This window comes from Hoyosella subflava DQS3-9A1, assembly GCF_000214175.1.
In the GTDB taxonomy this organism is placed as follows: domain Bacteria; phylum Actinomycetota; class Actinomycetes; order Mycobacteriales; family Mycobacteriaceae; genus Hoyosella; species Hoyosella subflava.
In genome coordinates, this window is sequence record NC_015564.1 from 2,121,951 (window position 1) to 2,147,059 (window position 25,109).

Consider the following 25,109-nt stretch of genomic DNA (forward strand, 5'->3'; position numbering starts at 1 on the left):
CCGCACCGATCGTTATCGAAATCGTCGACCCGATCGCAGGGCCGATCCGATTTCCGCGAGGAGCCTGCATGTCTGCCGCATCGAAGAACTCAGCCACCAACGTCGCAGTGTGGATGCTGCTTGTTTCTGGTGTTGCCCTGGCCGCTCTCGTGGCTGTGGCCGACCTTCTCTTGTTCGCGATGGTCATTGGTGGCTCGGTCGGCGCCGCCGTCGGAATTCTCGCGGCCGTGTACTACACCGGTGACGAGGACGGACCCTTCGGGGACACCGACGAGTACGGGCTAGCGAACTAGAACCGTCTACTGCCCTGGCCACACACAGCCACACACCCGCTGTCCCGGCCACACACCCGCTGCAGCGGGGTCCTGGTCGGTAGTGAGGGTGTGCCGTGGAACCGGAGCGTCACATCGCTGCTGTCCGTGCCGCGTCACATACAGTGAATGCGGGGAACGAGCACTGGTGCAACAGAAGTAAGGGGAGCGGATCAATGGCGTCGATTACGTTCGCTGAAACGACAAGGGTATATCCCGGTTCCAGCGTTGCGGCCGTTGACCGGCTCGACCTCCACATCCCCGATGGAGAGTTCCTTGTCCTCGTCGGTCCCTCCGGCTGCGGGAAGTCCACCAGCCTGCGCATGCTCGCCGGCCTAGAGGAGGTCGACGCAGGCCAGATCTTCATCGGGGACAAAGACGTCACACATCTTGATCCCCGTGACCGCGATATCGCCATGGTCTTTCAGAACTATGCCCTCTATCCGCACATGTCGGTTGCGCAGAATATGGGATTCGCGCTCAAGCTTGCCCGGACCCCCAAGGCGGAAATTGAGTCACGTGTTGCCGACGCAGCCGAACTGCTGGGGCTGAGTGACTTCCTGGACCGCAAGCCAAAGGCGCTATCTGGCGGCCAGCGTCAGCGGGTCGCGATGGGACGGGCGATCGTCCGTCAGCCACAAGTGTTTTTGATGGATGAGCCCCTCTCTAACCTCGACGCGAAACTGCGCGTACAGACACGTACGCAGATCGCCCAGCTGCAGCGCCGCCTCGCGACAACGACGGTGTACGTCACCCACGATCAAGTGGAAGCGATGACGATGGGGGACCGCGTCGCCGTTCTGAACGGAGGCGTGCTACAGCAGTGCGATAATCCTCGCGAGCTCTACCGCAACCCGAAGAACGTCTTCGTGGCGGGCTTCATTGGTTCACCGGCGATGAACCTCTATACGGCGCCCGTCAGTGGCGGCATTGTCAGCCTCGGCGACCTGGCGCTCCGCGTGCCGCGCTCCGCGGCGGACGAGGCGGGCAGCGAACTGATCGTGGGTATCCGCCCGGAGCATTTCGAAGTGAGTGGCGCTGGGCTTCGTGTCGAGGTCGATGTGGTGGAAGAACTCGGCTCCGAAGCATTCATCTATGGCCGGGCAATGATTGGTGGTCGCGAGGAACAGCTTGTCACACGCGTTGACTGGCGCCGCCCGCCCGCGAAGGGCGAGGTCATATATGTGACTGTCACTGAGGAGCACGTGCATTTTTTTGCAACACATGGTGACGGTGGGCGCTTGCCCCGCTGACGCCGTACGCTAAAGCAATGGCACCAATGGCACCGTCTTTCTCCGACCTTGCAGAAGCGGAATACATCCTCCTCACCAGTTTCCGCAAAAGCGGCGAAGGTGTCGCGACGGCGGTGTGGGCCGCGCCGCGCGGGGAGCGTCTCCTCGTCTGGACGCCCACAGAGTCGTACAAGGTGAAGAGGATCCGGCGTAACCCACGGGTGGAGGTCTCGGTCTGCGACCTTCGGGGACGACCGAAAAGCGAACCTGTGGAGGCGGCAGCCGAGGTGCTCGATGATGCCGGTACTGAAGAGGCGCGCGCCGCAATCGCGAAGAAATACGGAATCAAAGGCTGGATCGGCGTGAAGGCAAGCATCCTTCGCCGAGGCCGCAAAGGCACAATCGGTCTCGCTATTACGGTTCCGGAGTAAATTCCATTCATGTGATTATGCTGTTCACAAGCAGAATAGCGAATTACATGCTTCGAATTTGTCAGACCCTTTCTGCACGCTATCTCCGTAGGTGGAAAACGCAACGGAGGGCGACGGTATGAACAAGTCTGGAAACTGTGCACACGCGGACATCCCGGGCCGGCACATCTGGCCGTGGGTGCTCGCGTTCGCGAGCGTACTCATGGTGGGAATTGGTATCGGCACGACTCTTTGCCCAGCTGAGAACTGCACTCCAACGGTGGTGTCACCGTCTCTTTTGGACCCCGGCGGCTAGCTGTGCGCTCGCCTGGCGGGCGGGGAAGTGGCACGATTAAAGAGGCGTAGTTCGGGAGATGATGACCATGGAATTTGCACAGATCAATGCCGTACGAATCGCGTATCACACGGCTGGAAACGGTGCGGTTCCCCTAGTTTTTGTCCACGGCTCATGGGCATCTCATACGAATTGGGAAACGGTGATTCCGCGCTTCGCGGAATCATTTCGCGTCGTCTCGTACGATCGGCGCGGGCACAGTGACAGTGAGCGCCCCCCAGGGCAGGGAAGTATCGCTGAGGACGCGGAAGATCTCGCAGCGCTTATCAGCTACCTCGACATCGTTCCCGCCTGGGTGGTCGCGAACTCGTTCGGTTCGTGCATTGCATTGAGGCTCGCTGTTGCTAACCCGCACCTGCTGCGGGGAGTGGTAGTTCATGAGCCGCCGCTGATGGGCCTGCTCAGCGAAGTGGACGACCCAGATACACGTACCGTGTTGGAGAGAGCGCGTTCCAGCACCATGAACGTGGCCGCACGCATCGAATCGGGTGACCATGCGGGCGCCGCGGAGTATTTCGTCGAGAATGTCGCGCTCGGCCCGGGGAGTTGGACCCAGCTTCCTCAGGTCATTCGCGATGTCTTTGTCACCAACGCCCCGACCTTCCTTGATGAAATCCGGGATCCTGATGCACTCAACGCAGATCTCGACGGGCTTCGCACCTTCGCCCGCCCCGTGCTGCTGACCGAAGGCTCGGAAAGTCCGAAGATGTTCGGCCTGATCGTTTCTCAGCTTGCCGACGTGCTGCCGAATGTCACGACGATGCTGTATCTAGGTGCCGGGCACGTCCCGCACCTCACACATCCCGATGATTACGTCGCGACGGTTACCACGTTCATCCAGCAACACGAGAGCAGAGCGTAACCTCAAGTCGCTTTGCTGACCGACGACATGTGGAAGTCAGGTACACGCACTGGAGGCATCGCCGTCCGGTTGAACCAGTCTTTCCACTCCCGGGGAAGGGTTCTCTCTGTCTGGCCAGCTTCAGTGATGCGCCGCACCACATCAATCGGGCTCTCGTTGAACCGGAAGTTATTGACCGCACACGTGACAGCTCCGTCTTCGATGAGGTAGACGCCATCCCGCGTCAGACCGGTCAACAACAGGGAAGCCGGATCTACTTCACGGATGTACCAAAGGCACGTCAGCAAGAGCCCGCGCTCGGTTTTGCTGACCATCTCATCGAGCGTCGCCTTCGAACCTCCGGTGAGCAGGAGGTTCTCGCCAGGGACGGTGGGTGTGGCTCCGAACTCGTGGGCGTGTGCGCGTGGGTAGGCAAGTGCATTGATCACGCCGTCGCGGATCCACTCGGCGCGTTCCGCGGGCATACCGTTGTCGAAAACCGACACCAGGTCGCTCGACACTGTGGCGGTCACGAACGGTGCGTACTCAAGTCCGTGGGCGTGCGGATCTGACGCGAGAGTGAGAGGGATGTCCGTCAGGTGTTCCCCGATGCGCGTGCCGCCCTGACGCGCAAACGCTGTGTGGCCCTCCTCCGCACCGCGGCCTTCCATACTCCACATCATGTAAATGAGAAGGTCACCGATAGCGGACGGTGGGAGGATCGTCGGATACCGGCCTGCGGGCAGTTCGCGCTGCACGGCCCCCCAACCAAGCCGGGTGTCGAGGTCGGCGAGCAGAGCGTTGACGTCGAGATCGGTGAAATCGGGAGTGCCTGCACCTACCCATGCGCTGGCGGTGTGACTTCCGTAGTCACGTTTCCCGTTGATCTCGATGGATCCTGTGGGCTGCACCCACCGGCGCCGCAGACCTGTGCTCGAACCCAGCCAGGTGGTGTGCACTTCGTGGTGCGCGAAGCCGAAAAGGCGGTCCTGTCCGCTGAATTGCTGCGCGAGGGTTGGGGTGAACGCTGAGAAGACCTCTACTGCGGTCGATTCCGCGGGCTCAGACCAGTCGGATTCGGCACCGTGGCCACCGAGGAGGGGCATCGCGTCCGTTGCCGGCGCCGCGCCCCGAGCAGCCTCCTCGCTCGCCCGCACGAGGTCAGGGATGTCGCCTGCGTCGGCGGTCGCTGAGTTCACTACCCCGACGGACGTGCCGTCAGGCTTGTCGATGAATGACAGCACGGTCCAGCGTCGGTATGTCGACGAACCGTTGGTGGTCATCGAGCTGTTCGCCCATCGCAAAGACGCTTCGCTCACATCGGTGACGATCACGATCGCATGGTCGGCCACCGAGAGGGAGAGAACCTGGTCGACAAGGTCAGCCGCGGGAATCATGCACCGGCCTCCTGCTTGGTGTTGAGAACGTTGACCTTGCGGAACAGCGCTGATGGACAGCCGTGACTCACGGCCGCCACCTGACCGGGCTGCGCTTTGCCGCAGTTGAACGCGCCACCGAGCCGCCAGGTGCCGGACCCTCCGACTGCTTCCATCGATCCCCAGAATTCTGTAGTTGTCGCTTGGTAGGCAACGTCTCGTACTTGGCCTGCGAGCTGACCGTTTCTGATCCGGTAGAAGCGCTGGCCGGTGAACTGGAAATTGTAGCGTTGCATGTCAATTGACCACGATCGATCACCGACGATGTAGATGCCGTCATCGACCATGCTGATTAAATCCTTTGTCGACCTGTCCGTTTCAGAGTCTGGCTGCAGGGACACGTTGGGCATCCGCTGAATCGGGACATGGTGTGCGGAGTCGGCGTACGAGCATCCATTCGAGCGATCAAGTCCCAGGCGCGGCGCGAAGGTCCGGTCCAGTTGGTAGCCGACCAGCGTTCCCTCTCTGATGAGATCCCACTTCTGCGCGGCGACACCCTCGTCGTCGTAGCCAATTGTGGCGAGCCCGTGGGCGACCGTCCGGTCAGCGGTCACGTGCATGATCGGCGTGCCGTACCGCAATGTTCCGAGCTTGTCTGGTGTGGCGAACGACGTTCCGGCATAAGCGGCTTCGTACCCGATGGCACGGTCATACTCCGTTGCGTGGCCAATCGATTCGTGAATAGTCAGCCACAGGTTGGTCGGGTCGATCACCAGGTCTGTGGCTCCTGCGACTACCGAGGGAGCCTGTGCCTTTTCACGCAAATGTTCAGGGATCTCACTGAGTTCCTTCGTCCAGTCCCATAGTGCGCGATCTGTCAGGTACTCCCATCCCCGGCCCACCGGCGGCGCCAGCGTCCGCATCGTCTCGAACGAGCCGGCCTCGTGATCGACAGTGATCGCCTCGTATTGCGGATGCAGTCGCACCCGCTGCTGAGTGATGGATGAGCCGCTGGTGTCGGCGTAGAACGACTGTTCTTTCACGATGAGGCACGACGCTGTCACGTGGTGTACTCCCGATGCTGCGAGAAGACGCTGAGAGTTGTCTGCGAGTAGTGCGGTCTTTTCCGGCAAGGGGATCTTGAAAGGGTCCTCGTCATATTGCGAGACCCAGGTGGCGTTCTGGTAGACGGGCTCGTCTGCGAGTTCAACCGTCTCCCGGTTGAGGATCTTCAGAGCCCTCGCGACATCCACTGCGCGACGGGCGGTTTCCGCAGCGACATCAGGGCTGAGCTGCGCGTGTGACGCGAAACCCCAGGTCCCGTCCACGATCACCCGCACGGCGAATCCTATGTCCGTGCTTTCCGTGGCGGATTGGACGACACCGTCGCGCAGCCGAAGGGATTGGGACTGAACGCGATGCACTCGAATGTCCGCGTGGGATGCACCTAGTTTCTGGGCAGTCGCCAGTGCGGCTTCAGCAAGAAGCGTTGTTGGCAGCGAGAGGAATTCGTCGTCTACGGGCCGGGAAGCGCTCACCCTGTCGAGGCTAGCCGGTGTGCCACGGGAACTCGACAGGCGCAGCGCTTACTCTTAGGCCTGTGCGCCGATTCAGTATGTGGCTCCGGGAGAAGCCGAGGGTAGCCGACGGCCTGCTCGCGGGGCTGTTCGTGCTGCTCGAAGCGATCACAGCCCCCGCGACGGACAATCCACCGCTGTTCCTTCTGATGGGATTGGCAATGTGCGTGCCGGTGATCTGGCGCCGCTCCCATCCGATCATCTCGTCGTTCAGCATCCTAGTTGCTTCTATCGCAAGCACCGTGCTGCTCGCGATTCACGAGCAGTCGAACGTTGGCCACCCGTCAGGCGTGCTGCTGCTCGTTGCGCTGTACACGCTCGTGATCCATGTGAATCGGAAAGTCGCTGGACTGTTCGCGGCAGGTTTGGTGGTTGATACCGCGCTGAAAGTTGATCTGCTCGGCTATGACATGCCTGCCAGTGCATTTTTCCTCATCCTGTTCTATTCGATCGCCTGGCTCACGGCGGAGGTGCTGGCCGTCCGGCACCGCTATCACGAGGAGATCGCAGCCCGATTGGCGATTGCCGAGTCAGACCGTGACCGGCTTGCGGAGGATGCTGTCGCAGCGGAACGGACACGCATCGCACGGGAGTTGCACGACGTGGTCGCCCACGCGGTGAGCGTGATGATCGTGCAGGCCGAGGGAGCCACGTACGCCATCAAGAACAACCCCGAACTTGCGGAACGCGCTATGGGAACCGTCGCGTCGACGGGCAGGCAGGCGCTCGCGGAACTCCGCAGGACCCTGGCGTTGCTGCGCACGGAGCAGGTCCCGGACGAAATGCCGGAATATGGAACCGCTGGTCTCGCACGGACCGCGCAGTTGATGCGGGACGCCGGGCTTCCCGTCGAACTGGAATTGACCGGCGATCTCGATGCCCTTGGTCCGGCTGTGGGCCTCGGCATTCACCGTCTGGTTCAAGAGTCTCTGACAAACGTGCTGCGGCACGCCGGCGAGGGTGCTCGCGCGCGGGTTCAGGTTCGGCGAATTGACGGGGTGGTCGATGTCACCATCAGTGACTTCGGGGGGAATGGCGAATCGCGCACCGGACGGGACATCGGAAGTGGCAAGGGTCTCGTGGGGATGCGAGAGAGGGTGGCGGTGCTCGGTGGCACACTGGAAACTGGCCGCAGGCCGGGAGAAGGGTGGAGGGTCCACGCTCAGTTGCCGACCGAGTAACTAGGGTGAGGGCGTGCCGATCACAATTCTTCTCGTTGACGACCAGGAACTCATGCGTATGGGGTTGCGCATGATCATCGATGCGCACCCTGATCTCAAAGTGATTAGTGAGGCCGGTAACGGTAGGGAAGCAGTGGACGAGGTCAGGCGCTCATGTCCGGACATCGTGCTCATGGATGTTCGGATGCCGGTGCTCGATGGAATCGCGGCTACCAAACAGATCGTGAAGTCGCACTGCGATACTCGGGTCCTTGTAATGACGACGTTCGATCTCGATGAGCACGTCCTGGGAGCTCTGCAGGCAGGCGCGAGTGGATTTCTGCTCAAAGACACCCCTCCGGAGGACCTGGTTTCCGCGATCCGCGTCGTCGCCGCAGGTGACGCCGTGGTGTCACCCAAGATCACTAGGCGCTTACTAGATCGTTTCCTCGCAGGCGAGCAGGTACCGAGTGAAGAACCCCAGCAACTGAGCCTGCTGACCGAACGTGAGCGGGAAGTCCTGGAGCTTGTTGCGGCGGGCCTGTCAAACCTTGAGATAGGGTCGACGCTCCATCTCTCGGAGGCGACCGTCAAGACCCACGTCGGCCGGGTGCTGTCGAAACTGGGGGTCCGCGACCGCGTGCAGGCAGTGGTGTTCGCCTACGAGAACGGCTTGGTGAGACCGGGTTCATGACGCGAGCAGTAGCCGCAGATCCGTCTTTTGCGGAACACTGGACATAACGATCTGTGCCGCCGGAAGGGTTGTCCGTGTTTCTGCTGATATTTCTGCTCTACGTCATCGCCGAGGTGACGGCTCTTGTGCTGCTCGCACAGGCGGTCGGTATCCTCTGGACGGTGGCGGTGGTGCTCGGCACGACCCTACTGGGATTCATGCTTTTCGGGATGCAGACGCAATCGGCTTTGCGGCAACTTGGCGCCTTGCGTGATGGGAAGGGGTCCCCAGCGGGCGCGGTCACTGACACCATGCTGATCGCCATCGCGGGGCTCCTGCTGATCATCCCTGGTCTTGTCACCACTGCGCTGGGCGTGCTCATCTTGTTCCCGCCGACGCGCGCGCTGATCCGGCCAGTGATCATGCTTCTCGCGGTTCGGCGGTACCGTGTCGCCGCAGCCTCCGGTGCCGCAGGATGGGGAACGATGCGCGCGTACCGGTCTCCCGCCGATTCTCGTCATGGCGTGGTGGATGGCGTCGTGGTCAGTGAGGAAACCGTCGAGGACCCGCCCGGCAGAAGCGCTCACCGCCCAGGCCAGTATTCAGAGCAGGCATCTGACGCTGGAGACGACTCCGCCGGCAACACGCGTGAACTCAGGTGGAACCAGGACGACACACCCCGCGAAAGCGGAGGTGAGGGCGAGCGCCGCCGGGACGAGGCAGACTGACACGTCGTGGGAACTCAGCTTCTAGTCGGCGGGCGCATTTACAGTCCTGTCTCGCCCGATGCAACGTCAATGGCCGTAACCGACGGAATAGTCGTCTGGCTCGGTGAGGATCGGCCCGGGCGCGCTCTGCATCCCGACGCTGACGTGATCGATCTGCAGGGGGCATTCGTCACTCCCGCGTTCGTCGACCCGCACGTGCACACCACCGCAGCTGGTTTGGCTCTCACCAGCCTGGACGTCACGCACTGCGGCTCACGCGAGGCGATGCTCGATGCGATCGCCGGTTACGCACGCAGCCACAACGATGGCGTCATCTGGGCTACTGGCTGGGATGAAACAGCGTGGCCCGGCCAGCGCCCCCCGACCACGCAGGAACTCGACGCCGCGGCACCCGGCCGCGCCGTGTATGCGGTGCGGGTCGACGCTCATTCCGCAGCGGCCTCCGCGGCGCTGCGCGACGCGGCGCCCGGACTCACCGGGGCGCCTGGATTTTCCGCTGACGACCCATTGACAGCAGAAGCGCACCACCTGGTGCGAACCGCCGCGGGCGATTTGCTCACACCGGCACAGCGAGCACGTGCGCGGGAGGCGCTGCTGGGCCACGCTGCGTCGCGCGGGGTGGCGTGCGTCCACGAATGTGGTGGCCCAGAGATCGCGGGCCTTACCGACTTCAGGGAACTCCTCGCGACCGAACACGGTGTCGAGGTGCGCGGCTACTGGGGCGAAGCCGTGTCGGGACTGGAAGAGGCCAAGGAACTTCTGGCTGCCACGGGTGCTCATGCACTCGGTGGCGACCTCTTCGCGGACGGTGCGATTGGCTCGCACACGGCATGGCTCTGCGACCCCTACCACGATGGGCATGGGGATCAATTCGGCCGCACCTACCTCGATGAAGACACGATGGCGAGCCACGTCATCGCGTGCACCGAGGCGGGAATTCAAACGGGCTTCCATGTGATCGGTGACGCTGCGGTGGCTGCGGCGGTACGGGCGTACGAACGCGCGGAAACGGCTCTCGGCGGCCCGCAGGTTGCCCGTTGCGGGCACCGGCTCGAGCACGTCGAGATGGTGAGCAGCGCGCAGGCCCAAGTGCTCGCCCGACTCGGAGTTATCGCCAGTATGCAGCCGGTTTTCGACGCGTTCTGGGGTGGACCTGAGGGTATGTACGCTCAGCGTCTGGGCGCCGAGCGCGCAGCGGAACTCAACCCCTTCTCGATGCTCGCCGCGAAAGGAGTCTCGCTGGCTTTCGGTTCCGACGCCCCCGTAACTCCCATCGAGCCCTGGGAAATGATCCGCGCTGCTGTTCACCACCATACGGAAGGCCACGGTGTATCGCCCCGCGCGGCGTTCTCGGCTGCCACTCGGGGTGCCTGGCGCGCAGGCGGGGTCCGCGATGGTCTCGCTGGGACCCTCGTCCCTGGGGCGCCCGCGTCGTACGCAGTGTGGGAAACGGGCGACCTTGTAGTCTCCGTGCCCCGCGACAGTGTGCAGCGGTGGTCCACAGACCCACGGTCGCGCGTGCCCGCACTGCCTCACCTCGAGGGCGCCTTGCCGGTCTGCTTGCGGACAGTGCACCGAGGCCACGTCATTTACAGGCGCGGCGCATGAACGACGACACGCGTGCGACGCTCCGTACCGCGGGCAATTGTCTGCTCGCGTTCGCCGCGGGGCTGCTGATCTACTTCAGTTTCCCGCCGCGAACGACGTGGTTCCTCGCACCGATTGGGGTGGCGCTTCTCGTCGCCGTTCTGACGCGCTTCGGTGCGGGCGGGGCAAGCGTCCGGTCCGGTTTCGGTTATGGCTTCCTCGGTGGTGCCGGCTTCTTCGTCCCATTGCTGCCATGGGTTGGGATGTATGTAGGTCCCGTGCCCTGGCTCGGGCTTGCCCTCGCGTGCGCCGTGTACGTCGGTGTGTTCGGCATCGGGACGGTGCTCGTGTGGCGGTTGCCGACCGTGCTTGCAGTCCCCGCGGTTGCAGCGTGCTGGACGGCGGCTGAATGGCTCCGGTCGATGGTCCCGTTCGGCGGCTTCCCGTGGGGAAGGCTGGCGTTCGGGCAGTCCGAAGGACCATTGCTGCCGCTCGTGTCGACGCTGGGGGCGCCGGGGCTGAGTTTTGCGGTGGCCCTCGTGGGAGCGGGAACTATCGGCCTGGTAGCGGCGGTCCGGGCGCGTGCTCTGCCAGGCCTCGTTGTGGGTGGACTCGCGCTGACCATACCGTTTGTTGCGGCCGCTGTGCTCGCTCCTGCGGTCGCGCGATTCGCTGAGTCATCCTCGACACTGACGGTTGCCGCGGTACAGGGCAATGTGCCGCGGCTCGGACTCGACTTCAATGCGCAGCGCCGCGCCGTGCTGGACAACCACGTACAGCGAACGCACGAACTGGCCCGCGCGATCGACCGGGGTGACGTGGCTCCGCCGGATGTGGTGATCTGGCCGGAGAACTCGTCAGACATCGACCCGTTCCGTGACATCTATGCCACTGAGATCATCACCGGTGCTGCGAGGGCAGTGGGGGCTCCGATACTCGTAGGAGCGGTCCGGTACAACGGCGACAACACGTTCTCTAACACTGCGGTCGTCTGGGAACCGGACGTGGGGCCTGCGGACCGGCATGACAAGGCGATCATCCAGCCGTTCGGTGAGTACATGCCGATGCGCGGCTTCTTCGGGCTGTTCTTCTCCGACCTCGTCGATATGGCGGGCAGCTTCGTTCCAGGGGACAGCGACTTCGTCGTGTCGGCCGCAGGCGTGCCGCTCGGCGTGGCGACGTGCTACGAGGTCGCCTTCGACCGGGCATTCACACAAGCGGCGCGCAACGGCGCTCAGTATTTCGCAGTGCCTACGAACAACGCGACATTCACAACCGTGGACGATACGGACATGACCTTCCAGCAGCTCGCCATGTCCCAGGTACGAGCGGTGGAGCACGGCCGCGCGGTCATCGTTGCAGCAACCAGCGGAGTCAGCGCGATCGTTTCTCCGGCCGGGGTCATCGAGCAACAGTCTGACATTTTCGTTCCGGATGTGCTGGTCGCTGAGGTGCCATTGCACACGGCAAACACGCTGGCCACCGTTCTCGGCCCGTGGCCAGAGCGCATCATCGGGACGCTTGCTCTCCTTGCTGCGGTTGCAGGTGTGATTGCGCGCCGTCAAGATGAGGCCCGCAACGAATCCTACGGGCACCGAGCGAAACCACAGACGGTGGCGTTAGATTCAACACCGAGCTGAACGCATACACTCTCGTGTGATTCGCGTGTGGCTCACACGTGGAAGTAATGCGAGACCGGCAGGAAGGACAGCCAATGGCGGCGGGCACCCCAGGGGCGAGTGGCCAGCATGACTCGGGTTCTGACGAGTTGCGGCCGAGCGCGCGCACGCTCGTAATCATCCCTACTTACAACGAGCGTGACAACCTCGGAATCATCATTGAGCGCCTGCATGCCGCGCTGCCTCACACACACGTTCTCGTCGTCGACGATGGTAGCCCTGACGGCACCGGCGAGCTCGCTGACAAGCTTGCGGATGCTGATTTGCAGAATCGCATTCACGTGATGCACCGCACCGCCAAGAACGGGCTGGGCGCGGCGTACATCGCTGGTTTCGACTGGGGACTCGGGCGAGATTACGGCGTGCTCGTCGAAATGGATGCAGACGGCAGCCACGCACCTGAAGAGCTGCACCGGTTGCTTGACCAGATCGACGCTGGCTACGACCTCGTCCTCGGTTCTCGATACGTACCTGGGGGCTCAGTCGTCAACTGGCCAAAGCGCCGCGAATGGCTTTCGCGCGGCGGGAACCTCTATTCTCGCCTTGCTCTTGGAGTCGGACTAAAGGACATCACCGGTGGATACCGGGCTTTCCGCCGCAGCGTTCTCGAACACCTTGATCTCAGCGAGGTCGAATCCCATGGCTACTGCTTCCAGGTTGATCTCGCGTGGCGGAGCATCGAGTCGGGGTTCAACGTTCGCGAAGTTCCCATCACGTTCACCGAACGTGAGCGTGGCGAGTCGAAGATGAGTGGCAACATCGTTCGTGAAGCGCTCTTAAAGGTCACCCGTTGGGGATGGGAACGCAGAATAAACAAACTGCGCCGCAAAAGGGCATAACGCCAAAAAGGCGGCACCCGGAATGCCTCGGGTGCCGCCTTTTCGTCGTAGCGCTAGCTTGAAGCCGGCCGCCGACGGCGCTGTTTGAGCAAATCGAGACGCTCAGTAAGGAGCTCTTCGAGTTCTTCCTCACTGCGGCGCTCAAGCAGCATGTCCCAGTGCGTGCGCGGCGGCTTCACCTTCTTTGCTTCAGGAGCAGTGCCCTCAACCAGTTCGCCTTCCTCGCCGTTGCGGCACAGCCAGGTACCGGGGATCTCCGCATCGTCGGAGAAAGGTATTTCAAACTCTTCACCGCTAGGGGTGCGGTACCGAGCGTACCGGCGCGGGGCAAGGTCATGGTCCCGGTCGGTCTCGTAACTTACAGCGCCGAGACGGCTCCCTCGAAGGACCCGATCTGCCATCGCTTTCCCCTTTCATCGTCGGACTCGCGCTGCCGCGCGTGTTCGCCCGCCGGATCGTACACAGCATTTCAACGCACCGGCACCGGGAAAGGTTCCCGTGAGAAGGTGGCCGCTACATTTTACTCGCTCGTGGTGGCATAGGGTCGTGCAGGCGCGTTGATCCGTGGCTTCGTTCATTTCGGGCGCTAATGTTTATCCCCGTGACGAGACTTGCACGGCGCCCGCATGCGTGTCAGTGGTGCGGGCGACAAGTACCGGATACCGGGGTGGGACGGCGTCGGCAATACTGTCGGCAATCGTGTCGGCAGCGTGCGTACGAACACCGAACGACAGTTCGGGGAACCTCGATTCCGTCAGATGCTGTCGTGTTATCAGCAGCTGAAGCGTCAGCGCTGGTAGATCGGGCTTTTGAGGTACGCTGCGCGGCCGAGGACGTGGCGACGGCGATTGCCGAGGGCGCACACGGGGGAGAGTTGCGTGAGCTCGTCGACTCGCTCGTCAACCTCGCCAAGGAGGCTGAGCGGCTACGCTGATGCGCCCCACGAGACGGTGGTGCCGGGTTCGAGTTCCGTCGCGGCCACGCCCGCACGTGCGGCGTGGGTTACGAAGTCCGCGCCGGGGGCGTGAAAGCGCTCGGGCCGGACCTTGTCGAGACCGATCGGCCACAGCGTCCCAAAATGGATCGGTACAGCGTGACCTGCCCCAATATGGGCGACAGCCTCCGCAGCGCGCTGCGGAGTGAGGTGGCCGGGTCCCAGAGTAGGTCCCCAGCCGCCGACCGGAATGAGAGCCATATCGCAGTTTGCCGCCCACTGGTCCATCTCGCGGTACAGATCTGTGTCCCCGGCGAAGTAGGTGGTCGCGGATCCTCTGATCAGGTATCCCACGGCATCGGCCTGTGCCGGGCCCCTCGGCCAGCGGCGGCCGTCGTGCTCAGCGGGCGTGACGTCGATGCTGAGCGCGCCGATCCTGATCGTGTCACCGATGCTGGCCTCGATAATCTGATCGCTGAATGCGCGCAACCCGCGGACCGCGCCGACCGCCCCGGCGGGAACGATGATGGGAACACCAGGGTCGAGTAGCTGCAGCGACGGTATGTGTGTGTGGTCGCTGTGCAGGTGCGAGAGCACGACAACATCGGGTGAGTAGACAGCGTCGCCTGGGCGCGGTCCCCGCCGACGGCGCAGGTGCCCGACTCGATTCGTCAGGACTGGGTCAGTGAGAACTCGGGTACCACTGTCGACGATCGTCGTGGTGGCGTGGCCGTGCCACTGCACCGACACTCCTGGTTTCGTCGTCACGACATGCTCGCCAACTGCTATCGACACTGGTGGACTCTTCTGTTTGTACCTCAAAACCCCGGCGGAGGCCCATCGCTTGTTCGGGTATCGGGCCGGCAAGGCGCGGCACGCGCCCATCGGCGGTCGTTTCGGGCTATCGTGATCATGCGGTTCTGGATCGGGGAGGTCGCGCTGATGAATCGCCGTTTGCGCACATTGGGTGAGTTTGCGCTACTCACCGCGCTGATCGCGATATCTCTCCTGATACTGGACGGGCTCCTTGAAGGGTTTTCGCTGCGGGAAGCGACTGATGAGGCTTTCGTAGCGTTCGTGCGGGCATTGGCTATCGCCGTGGTGTTCTGTGTTCTCAACGCGGTTTTATGGCCGCTGCTTCTCAAAGCCATGCTCTGGGTGGGGCCCGTGCTGTTGTACGTGGTGGTGATGGCGTTCAGCGTCGTGAGCTTCCTCATCGCGATCTATGTGGTGCCGATCGCGGCGATCGAAGGCACTCTCGCGACTGTGGTGACATTCGCGGTCGTCGCTGTGGTTACTGCCCTGGTTTCGGGCGTCATCGCCTCCACCCATGACGAGGCGTATCAGCTGATGGTGATGCGGCGCGAACGTCGGCGGTTGCGCCGTATTGGCGACGCGGAGCGAGCAGGGCCGCCTGGGATGCTGTGCATCCAGATCGACGGGCTTGGCTACGATGTGCTGCGTCGTGCCGTCGCGTCGGGCCACGTACCGAATATCGCGACGCTGGTGCGTAACGGGTCCCATCAGCTGGTTTCTTGGGAAACGGATTGGAGTTGTCAAACATCAGCGAGCCAGCTGGGCATCTTCTATGGGACGAATCGCGATGTGCCCGCCTTCCGCTGGTATGACAAGCACGAAAAACGCGTCATCGTCAGCAACCGGCCTGAGGACACGCTGTGGCTGGAGTCGCAGCGCACGAACAACGCTGCCCTTCTCGCGGGAGGCGCAAGCCGGGGGAATCTCTTCACCGGGGGCGCCGATGACACCATGCTGGTTGTGAGCCAGTTCAGGGGTCCGCGGATGGGGGCCGGCAACGGATACGGCGCATACTTCATCGACCCCGCGAATGCCACGCGCACGACGGTCCGTTTCGTCGCCGAGGTGGTGCGGGAAATCAGGCAGTCTGGGCGGCAGCGACGGTACAACTTCCAGCCGCGCGTCGGCCGGGGTGGCCTCTACCCGTTCATCCGTGCCTTCGCGACGGTGGTGCTGACCGACGTCGCGGTGGCGGCGGTCATCGGTGATCTCATCAAGGGGCGCGACATCATCTACACGGATCTCGTCGGATACGACGAGGTGTCGCATCATTCGGGCGTGGACCGCCCGGAGACCCTCGAAGTATTGCGTCGGCTCGATGCAGAAATCGGGCTGCTGCTGTCGGTCGTGAAGGAAGTCAGGCGTGACTACCACGTCATTGTGCTCTCGGACCATGGACAGTCGCAGGGTGCAACGTTCAGGCAGCGGTACCAGGAGCCGTTGCGTGCTCTGGTGCACCGCGCGTGTGCGCTCCCGCCGCCGGACCATCCGCTGCCACGCCATCTCAGTGGGGTTCTGACGCGTCGTCGTCAGATCGCCCATGCTCAGGCAGGGGACGAACAAACAGGCGCGCTGGGACGCGGAGCGGAGACACTTCAGTTCGCCGCGGCGGCGCTGCACAGTGAGATGGACGCACCTGAGAAGCACCAGCCGTCAACCGAGCCGATCGTGCTGGCTTCAGGGAATCTAGGGCTGGTCAGCTTCCCGTGGATTGCCGAACGCGCGACTCTGGAGTGGATCAGCGATAACTACCCTGCCCTCATTCCCACACTTGCCGGGCATCCGGGAATCGGGTTTGTGCTCGTTGCGCGCGAACATGGAGGGTCTCTCGTGATAGGTCCACACGGGTCGATCGCCGTCGAGACCGGTGAAGTGGAAGGCGAAAACCCACTTGAGCGTTTTGGCCCGCTCGCTCTCGAGCGGGTCCGTCGCACTGATAGCTTCCGCAATACGCCGGACTTGATGATCAACAGCGTGTATTCACCGGTGACCGACGAGGTGGCGGCGTTCGAGGAACAGGTCGGCTCGCATGGTGGTCTCGGAGGTGAGCAGACACGGCCTTTCTTGCTGCATCCAGCCGGACTGGCGTTACCCAAAAGGCCGCTGCTCGGCGCCGGGGCCATTCACGAGGTGCTCGCCGGCTGGCGCGCCGCTCAGGAATCGCCGTGAATGATGCTGCGCTCGCGCACGATCTGTTTGCCTCCGACGATGACATCGCGCACGTCACCGGGCCGTGCCGAGTAGGCGAGCGCGGACCACACGTCCGCCGGACCCGCATGATGTGGTCCGCTGAGTTCCACGATCTGCATTGTCGCTTCCTTACCCGGCTCGAGGGAGCCGAGCGATTCGCCCAGTCCGAGAGCGGCCGCACCGACGCGCGTCGCCATCGCCATGACGTCGCGTGAACCAACGGCCGCCGGGTCGCGTTCGCGCCACTTATGAAGTGTCGCGGCGAGCCGAATGGAGGACCAGACATCCAGCGAATTGCTGCTGACGGCGCCGTCGGTTCCGAGGCACACCTTGACCCCGGCGTCGATCAGGGCACGCACCGGTGCGATTCCGGACGCCAGTTTGAGGTTTGACCAGGGGCAGTGCGCCACGAATGCGCCCGTTTCAGCGAGAAGCACGATGTCGCGCTCACTGAGTTCCACCGCGTGCGCCACGACAGTACGTGCGGTGAGCAGCCCCGTCTCCGCGAGCACCTCTATCGGTGATCCGCCGTGCATGTCCCGAACGGACTCGACTTCACGCGCATTTTCCGCCGCGTGAACGTGTATCCGCGCGCCGTACCGGGCGGCGAGGTCCCCCAGCGCCCGCAATTGCGGAACCGTAAGGGCGTAGGTGCTGTGCGGCATCAGCCATTGCGGCGCGGATCCAGGGTTCGCAGCGGACTGAGCCAGTCGGCGTTCGGCGCGGTCGAGTTTCTCCTCCACGCTCCTGCCCTCAGGAGTGGCGAAGTTCGCGAACGCCGGACCGGTCGCGACATTGACGCCGAAACGTTCCCCAGCCCGCACCGTCTCATCGGGAAACCAGTACATGTCCAGCGCGGCCGTGGTCCCTGACAGGATCGACTCCCGGCACGCGTCGGTTGCGCCGGCCCGGATCTGCGACGGTCCAAGGGTGCGCGATTCCTCGCCCACCACCCGAGTCAGGAAGTCCTGCAAGCACAGATCGTCCGCGATGCCTCGGAAAAGGGTCATCGCCAGATGAGTATGCGCGTTAACGAACCCCGGGAGTACGACGCAGCCGCTCGCATCAATAACGTGCGCTCCCTGGGCTGGCACAGGTGCACCCGACCCGACCGCGTCGATGGTCCCGTTCCGCGTGGCAACGAAACCCTCCTCATAGGTGGTCAGCTGCCCGTTCATGGTGAGCACGCGGCCGCCGCGTATGAGCAGTCGGGATTCAGTCACCCGCCTATTGTCACCTGGCTGCCGCTATCGCGCGACAGCTTCCTCGATCCGCTCCAGCGTCCGCGCCATATTCGTCCTTGTCGCTGCCGGAAATTTGCTGCGTTTCAGGAAGAAGCGCTGCTTGTCCTCGGATAGATCCCAGGTCTCGGTGACCGCGGTGCCCCCGTCGATGCGTTCGAGCTCATATCGCCAGATCCTGCCACCGAGCAGACCACCTAAACCGGTTGTCTTCCAAGCGATCCGTCGATCCGGCTCGTATTCGATCACGACGTTCGCCATCGAATACGGCAAGCCCATTTTCATTGACATTCCGAATTTGGTGCCGAGCGCCAGTGGGCGGGACTCTGCGCGGGTACCGACAACGGTGCCTGAGCCGTCGAACTCGCGATGCTTCGCGGCATCCGCGAGCAGTGCGAAAATCTTCTCTGGTTCAACGGGAATCGTCCGCCGCACAGAGAGCGTATTGCCCTTCATCAGCACCTTCCTTGTCTGCTGACCGTTCCGGACTCGACTGTACCTGCGCAAACGGGACTGCCGCTCATGTGAAGAACTCACTGATCAGCTTTGCCAGCTCCGCTGGCGCATCTTCAGGCACGAACGCGCGTGCATTCGGGATTTTTACGAAAGTGGCGTTGGGAATGTCGCGCGCGAGTTGCTCACCGAGTCGGAGCGGAAAGTACTTGTCCGCGTCGCCCCACGCGACAAGTACGCGCCCCGGGTACGTACGTAGCGCTTGGATCGCCGCGTGCGTGTAGCGCGGATGGACGTCCTTCATCGCTTTAGCGATGTCGCGGCGAATCTCACTGCGCAGCAACGGGGCGACGTACGCCTTCTCGACCTGTGGCGGCAGTGGCCGCGCGGTTGACCAGCCGTACGCGAGAGGCGACCGGCGAATGGGTTTAAGCCGCAGAGATTGCGCTACAGGCCAAAGTCCGCCCGGAACTCGGGAAAGGGGAGTGAGATAACGAAATATGAGGGGGAAGAAGTTGTCGTAGCAGTCGCAATTCGTCAGGACTAATGAATCAACGAGTTCTGGATGCTGCGCCGTAATAATCTGCGCGAACGCCCCGCCACTGTCGTTTGCGACAAGGCGAACTGGCGCGATGTCGAGCGCACGGATGAAGTCCGCGATCAGGTCCGCGATGCCGAGTGGGCTGAGGTCGGCGTCTGCATTCATGGGGGTGTGATGCGAACCGAATGGCAGATCAGGGACGACGCAGTCAAACGATCCGCTGAGGCGGGAAACGACATTGCGCCACACGTCTCCGTTGACGAACACCCCGTGCAGAAACAGAACTGGCGGGCGCTCTCCCGTGCCCATTCGGCGATACCTCAGTTGACCGGCGGACACAGGAACAGACTGGTGGGGAACCTCGAGAAAGGCAGTGTGAGTCATCGTGTGCCCTTAACACCGTGAGACTTTAAGAATTGTCTCCTTCTGGCGTGAGCCTACACCCGTGGTACTTGCCGCAGCTCCGGTGCAGGCTGAGGCGTGTTACTCCGCAAATCAGCGTCTGCGGCGCGGGGTGCCGCCACTCCGTCGAGCAGGTCTCGGGCGGCTGGCCAGAAATCGTTGCCGGGAAGGAAAGTTGGCGGTGACGCCTCGACTGTGTCGATCCGGGCAGCGCGGGCAGCGCCTACAGGGTCGAGCAGGTCGCGGTACTGCGGAAGGGCTATCGCCACATCGTCGCTCAGTTCGTCGAGTGCATGCACGGCCGCGCGCAACCGGAGCCACCTGTGTCGATGCCACCGGTCGCTGTCGCCTTCGAAACGCGTGCGCAGGCGCATCCCTGCGAGTGCCCCGCGCACACACAAGGACGCTACGGTCTCTTTGCGCATGAAAAGGTTGATTCCGCCCTCGTCGCGGCGCAGCCACACCCACGCCACGCGGCCCCGCGCGCTAGGCATGTGGGTTTGCATCACGTCCCGCCATCCACGTGCGGTGTCCAGGATGGCACTGAGGAAGCTCCCGGGCGTCGTGCCGACGCGGACCCAGCGCGGGACGTTCGCCTGCCAGTCTTCCGGCAGCCAGACATCCTGGTGCTCATAACCCAGGGGGTGGGATCCGAGGTTGAGGCCGAAGGTGGGCCACTCAGGAAGCTGACGATCGAAAAGGTGAACCGGGAAGTTCGACGTGATCCCGCCATCGGAAAGCCAGAGCTCTTCGGCGAGCAGCCAGGGCTGCGTGTCCGTCTGCGGGTTCCCTGCCTGCGGGTTCCGAGGTGGAGTCGGTGATGTATACGCCGCGCCGTCCGCGGGGATCGGGATCCCGAAGTTGTCACGCACCGTTGTTGGCGGGCGAACACGGAACGTGCGCACCGCCCGGAACAGGAACGGAAGTGACATGCTCGCGCGCACCGCGAACACCACTGGCAGATCCCACGGTTCCGCCAGGGGCCGCAGCTCCAGGGGCTCGTAACTCCCGCTCGTGTCGTCCCAGCAGTAGTACAGCCCGCCGCCACCGTGCGGGGGTGCGATCGCATCGGTGAGTTCGTCACCGAAGATCGCGCGCAGATCGTCGGGGCAGACATAGATTTTGCTGCCGATGGACTTTTCCAGCTCCTGCTGCGGCGGCAGGGGGAACCGGAAAGGACGCTGCTGGGATAGGTCGGTGACCATCAGTTTGAGATTCACCGTTCGCTCAAATGGATCGCGTGTGAGTTGCTCAGTCAGCGCTTGTGATGTGTCGCGGGAACCCCGCCACAGGTCACCGAACGTGACTGCGGACTTCTGTCCCGCGAGCCCACGCATCTGCAGGTCGATCCATTGCACAAGCGTGTCGCCGGTGAGCACACCAAAATGCCGCTCCGAACGAAAGGTCCGGTAGACCCGCAACGCCGCCACGCACACCACCAGAGCGACAAGCAGGCCCGTGGCGACGACTGTCGCCGCCAGTACCGCAAGCGTAAGCGCGACGTCCGCGTTGTCGTCCACAGCTAGTACGGCAGCCACCACGCTCCAAGAAGTGACGCCCACGAGTAGCCACAGGAGGGCAGAAGAAATCGCCCGCAATGGAAGTGGCTCACGGGGCGCGCCGGATGTGCGAAGCGTCCAATAGTCATGGCTGTCACCGGACCATAGGCGAGTTCGTGCGGCAGCTCGCCTCCGGCGCCACCATGCCACCAGGGTCGCTGCTGCGCTAGCGCTCCCACCGGCGACGAGAATTGTTCCCGCAACCGCCGCGAACACGGAAAGGGCCAGCGCCCACCACGGCGCGACAAGGCCGCTTACGGTGCCCGCAGACTCAAGTGCCAGCGCGCCGAAAAGTACAGCGACTGCGGCGAAAAGAATTGCCACGGGGGGAATCCCGAGACCACGGAGCAACGATGGCAGCTGCCGAATGCGGGAACCGCGACTCAGCCAGAACGCGATCACCCGGAAAGCTCTCGTATCTCCGGCTGACTTCGATGAGGGAGTGAAAAGCTGTGCGAGACGGTGCTTCTCACGAACCGGTGCTCCGGACTCGAGCTGTGTGAGCCACTGGGGGATGCTTGCCAGCCCGGCGAAGCCTGGTGCGGGCCCGTCGTCCGGTGGATCGAGTGGCAGCCGCGCAGACATCCGGATTCGTCCGAGTTCAGCTGCGGCCGCCGCAGCAGCGGCGATCGCACCAGCGGACGCACCGCCCACGTTGCGGAGCCTGAACGAGCGTGCCACCTCACAGACAGCAAGCGGATACACAATCCCGGAGGTCGTTCCGCCTTTCATGGTGATGTCCGCGCTTGCGCGGCAATACGCTTCGTAGGAGACACCGTCGTGGGACACCTGCCTCCGACTGCGATTCAGGAGGTCGTTCCACGCGTTCTGAGTGAATACAGCACCGGATTCGGGCAGGGGGATGTCGTACGTCGAAGTGTCGAGGTACCCCAGCGGAGGTCCTTCAGATGGGGGCACAGTGGGACCATCGCCTGGCGCTAGCAGGGTGCGCAGCGTCGTCACCGGCGCCTTACGCGCATCCCACGAGTCGCTATCGCTGCCCACGATTTCAGGCTAGAGGTGGAACTGGGCAGTGCAGCACAGCACACACCGTGCGGATGAGTTCGCCTTCCTCCAGCGTCACCTGGCCGTTGTCCATCACTGTGGTGACGACGGACTCGACGAGTCTGCCTTTCTCTTCTCCAGCGAGTCCGTCGATAATCGGCCATACATGCTCGAGCGCGAGGATGCCATCGTCCGGTAGCGCGAAGGTCACCTGCTGACCGGGAAAGACCACGTTCATACCGGCCTGAAATGCCTTCTCAGCAGCGGCTTGTTCGTCATTTCCTACGCGCGCGAGAACCGCGAGCAGCGTGGACACCGCATCACGGCTGCCGCTGAGGCTGTGGCGGCGGCCTCCCCAGCGCGGCTTGTGCGTCAGGACTTCGTGCAAACCGGTGAATACCAGTGTGCCGAGACAGTATTCGAACACGCTGACGCGGCCATCTGCGGCGATGAGGTCACTCAGGGTACCCATGATTTCCCGGACATCGTCGGAACCACGGTGGCGCAGGGCCGGGAACGCAATCTCTGCCAGTGGGAGCCGCAGATGAGGGTCAAGTTGCTGTACCTCGCCACCGGTGTTCCAGGACGCATCTGCTACTTCACGACCATATTTTGTGGCAATTATGGCGTGCTGACGTGTCCGCACGTCGTGTTCGTTGGACATCAGCAGACCGAACACGAGTGGCACGACAGCAGTGCCGTCGTGAGCCTTGTCGGCAAGCGAACTCGGGATATCGCGTCGTATGCGCTCGCCGTGCGCGTACGACGTTGAGGAGGGGTCACCGATGCCCGCGACGACTGCAGCGGGATCGACGGAGATGGGAGATTGAGAACGCGCACTCGGCGACGGTGCCTGCCGCCTCGGTGCACCGGCGGCATGTGAGGGCGGGATATCGTGGTCGGCCACGAGCCCGAGTTGGACGTCCTCGCGCAGCCCAGACGGTGGATTCGAGCGCCACCGCTGTTGCAGGTCCGCGAGCTTTTCAGGGCTGAACTCAGGTTCGAGCGTCTGGATTCTCTTCACCAGTGGAGGGTGCGTCGCAAAGAGCGATGAGAAGTTCATCCCCTCGCCGAACAGCATGTGACTGACGTCCTCAGTCTTCGCGTTGCGCAGTTTCGAGCCATCGTCGAGGCCGCCAATTTTCTTGAGTGCGCCCGCGAGCCCGGAGGTCTGGCGAGTGAACTGAACGGCGGATGCGTCGGCGAGAAACTCGCGCTGACGCGACACGGCTGCTTTGATGAGGCGGCCAAAGAACACCCCGATGAATCCGGCGATCAGTGCCACGATGCCGATGAGCGCGATGGGAGCACCTGCGTTGTTGTTCCCTCGCTGCCTGCCGCCGCCCGAATAGAGCAGGACCCGACCAATAACAGACAGTGCCGTTAGTCCCGCGAGCACGCCAATCAGCCTGATGTTGAGGCGCATGTCGCCGTTGATGATGTGGCTGAACTCGTGGGCAATCACACCCTGAAGTTCGTCGCGATTGAGCCGCTCGAGTGCCCCCTGGGTGACGGCCACCGCGGCGTCTGCAGGCGTGTAGCCCGCAGCAAACGCATTGATGCCGCGTTCACCTGGCATCACGAACAGATCCGGGACCGGCGTGCTCGAGGCGATCGCGATTTCCTCCACGACGTTGCGGTAGCGGCGCAGATGCGGATCCGTCGTGTCGTCGGGCACCGGTACCGCCCCGAGCGCCAGCGCGACCTTGCTCCCACCGCCGCTGCGCAGCGACATGGTCCGGACGAATGACACGCCGCCGATGAAGACGAGCGTCCCGATCGTCACCAGCACCGCGAATGTTGCCACCTCGCCCGGGTCCGAGCCGCCAGAAAGCGAGGCAACAACGACCAGAAGGTTCGCGAGCGTCACAATTGCCAGCACTGCGACCACAAACAGCACCACCAGCCTTGTCGAAGACCGGCGCACCTGTTTCTGGCGCTCAAAGAAATTCATGTGTCTCTCCCACGCGCACATCGACCCCTAACAGTGAAACCACAACGGGACGCGAAGTCAGTGACGCGCGTCCCGTTGATCGAGCGGCCCTCAGAAGGTGATGCGCGGGGCCTGACGCGTGTCAGGTCCTTCTGCTTCGAGCAGTGCAGCAGCCTGGAAGTTGAACATTCCCGCGATGATGTTCGAGGGGAACACTTCCCGCTTGTTGTTGTAGGCCATGACAGCGTCGTTGTACGCCTGGCGTGCGAAAGCCACACGGTTTTCCGTGGAGGTGAGTTCCTCGGAAAGCTGCATCATATTCTGGTTCGCTTTGAGATCCGGGTAGGACTCAGTGAGTGCGAACAGGCGCCCCAGCGTTTGCGTCAGCGTGTTCTCCGCGCCCGCAAGCTCGTTCATGGAGTTCGGGTCGCCGGGGTTCTGGCGGGCACTGTTCTGCGCGGACACAGCCGAGTTTCGCGCGTTAATGACAGCCTCGAGCGTGCCCTGTTCATGCTTCATGTAGCCCTTGGCAGTCTCGACCAGGTTCGGAATGAGATCATGCCGACGAGTCAACTGGACGTCGATCTGCGCGAATGCGTTCTTGTAACCGTTGCGGCGCGTTACCAGCCCGTTGTAGATGCTGACGACAGCGATCACGGAGATAACGGCGATGATGAGAATGACTACTAAGAGTCCGACTAGAACTCCAGTCACCTGCGACCCCCCTAACAAATTGTGGGTTCGGATTCGTTTTGTCCCATCATCTCACAGCCTGTCGTTTTCGCTGGCTGCTCAGTCTCGTCAACACTGCGCGGCGGTGTCACGTTAAGCCCCCGTTAACAGCTTTCGCCTTTTCCGAATCGCCGAACGACACTTGGTGAACTGGCTGCTAACGTCGCTCTTGCCGAGCGCTGAGCAGTCCCGAGCGCCGCCGTGCCCCAGCCGGAGGAGATTCGATGCGTTTGTCGCCGCATGAGCAAGAAAGGCTGATGATCAGCTATGCCGCGGACCTCGCACGAAGACGGCAAGCGCGTGGCGTGAAACTCAACCACCCGGAGACGGTCGCGCTCATCACCGACCATGTACTCGAGGGCGCTCGCGACGGACGTACCGTCGCCGAACTCATGGCGACTGGCCGTGAAGTTCTCACGCGTGACGACGTGATGGAGGGTGTCCCCGAGATGCTGCGCGACGTCCAGGTGGAAGCAACTTTCCCTGACGGTACGAAGCTTGTGACTGTCCACCATCCCATTCGTTAGCAGCGCCC

At 63.0% G+C, this 25,109-nt stretch carries 23 protein-coding genes; 13 read left to right on the plus strand and 10 right to left on the minus strand.

What is annotated here, in order from left to right:
• Nucleotides 1-68 precede the first annotated feature (68 nt).
• The 4 genes from AS9A_RS09920 (at nt 69) to AS9A_RS09935 (ending at nt 3,170) form a co-directional block, all read left to right on the plus strand.
• Complete coding sequence (locus tag AS9A_RS09920; RefSeq protein WP_013806846.1) at nt 69-293, plus strand: hypothetical protein; 225 nt, start codon at nt 69-71, stop codon at nt 291-293.
• Between the two features lie 194 nt (nt 294-487).
• Nucleotides 488-1,564 (plus strand): ABC transporter ATP-binding protein, encoded by a 1,077-nt coding sequence (locus tag AS9A_RS09925; RefSeq protein WP_013806847.1) that lies wholly within the window; start codon nt 488-490, stop codon nt 1,562-1,564.
• A 26-nt stretch (nt 1,565-1,590) separates the two neighbouring features.
• Nucleotides 1,591-1,974 (plus strand): PPOX class F420-dependent oxidoreductase, encoded by a 384-nt coding sequence (locus AS9A_RS09930; protein ID WP_013806848.1) that lies wholly within the window; start codon nt 1,591-1,593, stop codon nt 1,972-1,974.
• A gap of 362 nt (nt 1,975-2,336) precedes the next feature.
• Entirely contained in the window at nt 2,337-3,170 is an 834-nt protein-coding gene (locus AS9A_RS09935) for an alpha/beta fold hydrolase (protein WP_013806850.1), read from the plus strand.
• 2 nt (nt 3,171-3,172) lie between these two features.
• Here the strand turns inward: AS9A_RS09935 and AS9A_RS09940 are convergent, their stop codons facing one another.
• Entirely contained in the window at nt 3,173-4,546 is a 1,374-nt protein-coding gene (locus tag AS9A_RS09940; protein WP_013806851.1) for a metallopeptidase TldD-related protein, read from the minus strand.
• A complete protein-coding gene (locus tag AS9A_RS09945) occupies nt 4,543-6,063 on the minus strand; it encodes a TldD/PmbA family protein (RefSeq protein WP_013806852.1) in 1,521 nt (506 codons plus the stop codon). Before AS9A_RS09945 ends, AS9A_RS09940 begins: the two co-directional genes overlap by 4 nt.
• A 62-nt stretch (nt 6,064-6,125) precedes the next feature.
• Here AS9A_RS09945 and AS9A_RS09950 point away from each other — a divergent pair, with 62 nt between their 5' ends.
• The 6 genes from AS9A_RS09950 (at nt 6,126) to AS9A_RS09975 (ending at nt 12,768) form a co-directional block, all read left to right on the plus strand.
• On the plus strand, nt 6,126-7,283 hold the full coding sequence (locus tag AS9A_RS09950; RefSeq protein WP_041451007.1) for a sensor histidine kinase: 1,158 nt from the start codon (nt 6,126-6,128) through the stop codon (nt 7,281-7,283).
• 13 nt (nt 7,284-7,296) lie between these two features.
• A complete protein-coding gene (locus AS9A_RS09955) occupies nt 7,297-7,956 on the plus strand; it encodes a response regulator (RefSeq protein ID WP_013806854.1) in 660 nt (219 codons plus the stop codon).
• Nucleotides 7,957-8,030: 74 nt separating this feature from the next.
• Nucleotides 8,031-8,663, plus strand: a complete 633-nt coding sequence (locus AS9A_RS09960) for an FxsA family protein (protein WP_013806855.1) — start codon at nt 8,031-8,033, stop codon at nt 8,661-8,663.
• A 6-nt stretch (nt 8,664-8,669) separates the two neighbouring features.
• Nucleotides 8,670-10,271, plus strand: a complete 1,602-nt coding sequence (locus tag AS9A_RS09965; protein WP_041451008.1) for an amidohydrolase — start codon at nt 8,670-8,672, stop codon at nt 10,269-10,271.
• Nucleotides 10,268-11,890 (plus strand): apolipoprotein N-acyltransferase, encoded by a 1,623-nt coding sequence (gene lnt, locus AS9A_RS09970; protein WP_013806857.1) that lies wholly within the window; start codon nt 10,268-10,270, stop codon nt 11,888-11,890. The genes AS9A_RS09965 and lnt overlap by 4 nt, the downstream gene beginning before the upstream one ends.
• A gap of 74 nt (nt 11,891-11,964) precedes the next feature.
• The gene (locus tag AS9A_RS09975) at nt 11,965-12,768 is read left to right on the plus strand and encodes a polyprenol monophosphomannose synthase (RefSeq protein ID WP_013806858.1); all 804 of its coding nucleotides are present in this window, start codon (nt 11,965-11,967) and stop codon (nt 12,766-12,768) included.
• 53 nt (nt 12,769-12,821) lie between these two features.
• Here the strand turns inward: AS9A_RS09975 and AS9A_RS09980 are convergent, their stop codons facing one another.
• Complete coding sequence (locus tag AS9A_RS09980; RefSeq protein WP_013806859.1) at nt 12,822-13,169, minus strand: RNA polymerase-binding protein RbpA; 348 nt, start codon at nt 13,167-13,169, stop codon at nt 12,822-12,824.
• A 188-nt stretch (nt 13,170-13,357) separates the two neighbouring features.
• On the opposite strand from AS9A_RS09980, the gene AS9A_RS23245 reads away from it, so the two are divergent.
• Nucleotides 13,358-13,702 carry a hypothetical protein gene (locus tag AS9A_RS23245; RefSeq protein ID WP_083826514.1) on the plus strand — a complete coding sequence of 115 codons (345 nt, stop codon included), beginning with the start codon at nt 13,358-13,360 and terminating at the stop codon, nt 13,700-13,702.
• Here AS9A_RS23245 and AS9A_RS09985 read toward each other — a convergent pair.
• A complete protein-coding gene (locus AS9A_RS09985; protein WP_237707901.1) occupies nt 13,694-14,497 on the minus strand; it encodes an MBL fold metallo-hydrolase in 804 nt (267 codons plus the stop codon). The genes AS9A_RS23245 and AS9A_RS09985 overlap by 9 nt on opposite strands.
• A gap of 117 nt (nt 14,498-14,614) precedes the next feature.
• On the opposite strand from AS9A_RS09985, the gene AS9A_RS09990 reads away from it, so the two are divergent.
• The gene (locus AS9A_RS09990) at nt 14,615-16,687 is read left to right on the plus strand and encodes a phage holin family protein (RefSeq protein ID WP_237707902.1); all 2,073 of its coding nucleotides are present in this window, start codon (nt 14,615-14,617) and stop codon (nt 16,685-16,687) included.
• Here AS9A_RS09990 and AS9A_RS09995 read toward each other — a convergent pair.
• The 6 genes from AS9A_RS09995 to AS9A_RS10020 form a co-directional block, all read right to left on the minus strand.
• Nucleotides 16,672-17,931 carry an amidohydrolase family protein gene (locus tag AS9A_RS09995; RefSeq protein ID WP_013806863.1) on the minus strand — a complete coding sequence of 420 codons (1,260 nt, stop codon included), beginning with the start codon at nt 17,929-17,931 and terminating at the stop codon, nt 16,672-16,674. The two genes, AS9A_RS09990 and AS9A_RS09995, sit on opposite strands and share 16 nt — an antisense overlap.
• Nucleotides 17,932-17,955: 24 nt before the next feature.
• Nucleotides 17,956-18,405: an SRPBCC family protein gene (locus AS9A_RS10000; RefSeq protein ID WP_013806864.1), complete on the minus strand. Its 450-nt coding sequence runs from the start codon at nt 18,403-18,405 to the stop codon at nt 17,956-17,958.
• Between the two features lie 64 nt (nt 18,406-18,469).
• Nucleotides 18,470-19,252 (minus strand): alpha/beta fold hydrolase, encoded by a 783-nt coding sequence (locus AS9A_RS10005; protein WP_013806865.1) that lies wholly within the window; start codon nt 19,250-19,252, stop codon nt 18,470-18,472.
• A 128-nt stretch (nt 19,253-19,380) separates the two neighbouring features.
• Nucleotides 19,381-21,909: a patatin-like phospholipase family protein gene (locus AS9A_RS10010; protein ID WP_013806866.1), complete on the minus strand. Its 2,529-nt coding sequence runs from the start codon at nt 21,907-21,909 to the stop codon at nt 19,381-19,383.
• 4 nt (nt 21,910-21,913) lie between these two features.
• The gene (locus tag AS9A_RS10015; protein WP_013806867.1) at nt 21,914-23,863 is read right to left on the minus strand and encodes a M48 family metallopeptidase; all 1,950 of its coding nucleotides are present in this window, start codon (nt 23,861-23,863) and stop codon (nt 21,914-21,916) included.
• A gap of 90 nt (nt 23,864-23,953) precedes the next feature.
• On the minus strand, nt 23,954-24,556 hold the full coding sequence (locus AS9A_RS10020; RefSeq protein ID WP_013806868.1) for a LemA family protein: 603 nt from the start codon (nt 24,554-24,556) through the stop codon (nt 23,954-23,956).
• A 242-nt stretch (nt 24,557-24,798) separates the two neighbouring features.
• Between AS9A_RS10020 and AS9A_RS10025 the strand changes: the two genes are divergently transcribed.
• A complete protein-coding gene (locus tag AS9A_RS10025) occupies nt 24,799-25,101 on the plus strand; it encodes an urease subunit gamma (protein WP_013806869.1) in 303 nt (100 codons plus the stop codon).
• Nucleotides 25,102-25,109 lie beyond the last annotated feature (8 nt).

What these genes read in the sequence shown, in the direction of transcription:
- lnt (WP_013806857.1), top strand. Translation starts at nt 10,268, where the DNA reads ATGAACGACGACACGCGTGCGACGCTCCGTACCGCGGGCAATTGTCTG.
- AS9A_RS10025 (WP_013806869.1), top strand. Translation starts at nt 24,799, where the DNA reads ATGCGTTTGTCGCCGCATGAGCAAGAAAGGCTGATGATCAGCTATGCC.
- AS9A_RS23245 (WP_083826514.1), top strand. Translation starts at nt 13,358, where the DNA reads ATGTTTATCCCCGTGACGAGACTTGCACGGCGCCCGCATGCGTGTCAG.
- AS9A_RS09925 (WP_013806847.1), top strand. Translation starts at nt 488, where the DNA reads ATGGCGTCGATTACGTTCGCTGAAACGACAAGGGTATATCCCGGTTCC.
- AS9A_RS09980 (WP_013806859.1), bottom strand. Translation starts at nt 13,169, where the DNA reads ATGGCAGATCGGGTCCTTCGAGGGAGCCGTCTCGGCGCTGTAAGTTAC.
- AS9A_RS10015 (WP_013806867.1), bottom strand. Translation starts at nt 23,863, where the DNA reads ATGAATTTCTTTGAGCGCCAGAAACAGGTGCGCCGGTCTTCGACAAGG.
- AS9A_RS09940 (WP_013806851.1), bottom strand. Translation starts at nt 4,546, where the DNA reads ATGATTCCCGCGGCTGACCTTGTCGACCAGGTTCTCTCCCTCTCGGTG.
- AS9A_RS09975 (WP_013806858.1), top strand. Translation starts at nt 11,965, where the DNA reads ATGGCGGCGGGCACCCCAGGGGCGAGTGGCCAGCATGACTCGGGTTCT.
- AS9A_RS09935 (WP_013806850.1), top strand. Translation starts at nt 2,337, where the DNA reads ATGGAATTTGCACAGATCAATGCCGTACGAATCGCGTATCACACGGCT.
- AS9A_RS09920 (WP_013806846.1), top strand. Translation starts at nt 69, where the DNA reads ATGTCTGCCGCATCGAAGAACTCAGCCACCAACGTCGCAGTGTGGATG.
- AS9A_RS10000 (WP_013806864.1), bottom strand. Translation starts at nt 18,405, where the DNA reads ATGAAGGGCAATACGCTCTCTGTGCGGCGGACGATTCCCGTTGAACCA.
- AS9A_RS10005 (WP_013806865.1), bottom strand. Translation starts at nt 19,252, where the DNA reads ATGGGCACGGGAGAGCGCCCGCCAGTTCTGTTTCTGCACGGGGTGTTC.
- AS9A_RS09930 (WP_013806848.1), top strand. Translation starts at nt 1,591, where the DNA reads ATGGCACCGTCTTTCTCCGACCTTGCAGAAGCGGAATACATCCTCCTC.
- AS9A_RS09990 (WP_237707902.1), top strand. Translation starts at nt 14,615, where the DNA reads ATGCGGTTCTGGATCGGGGAGGTCGCGCTGATGAATCGCCGTTTGCGC.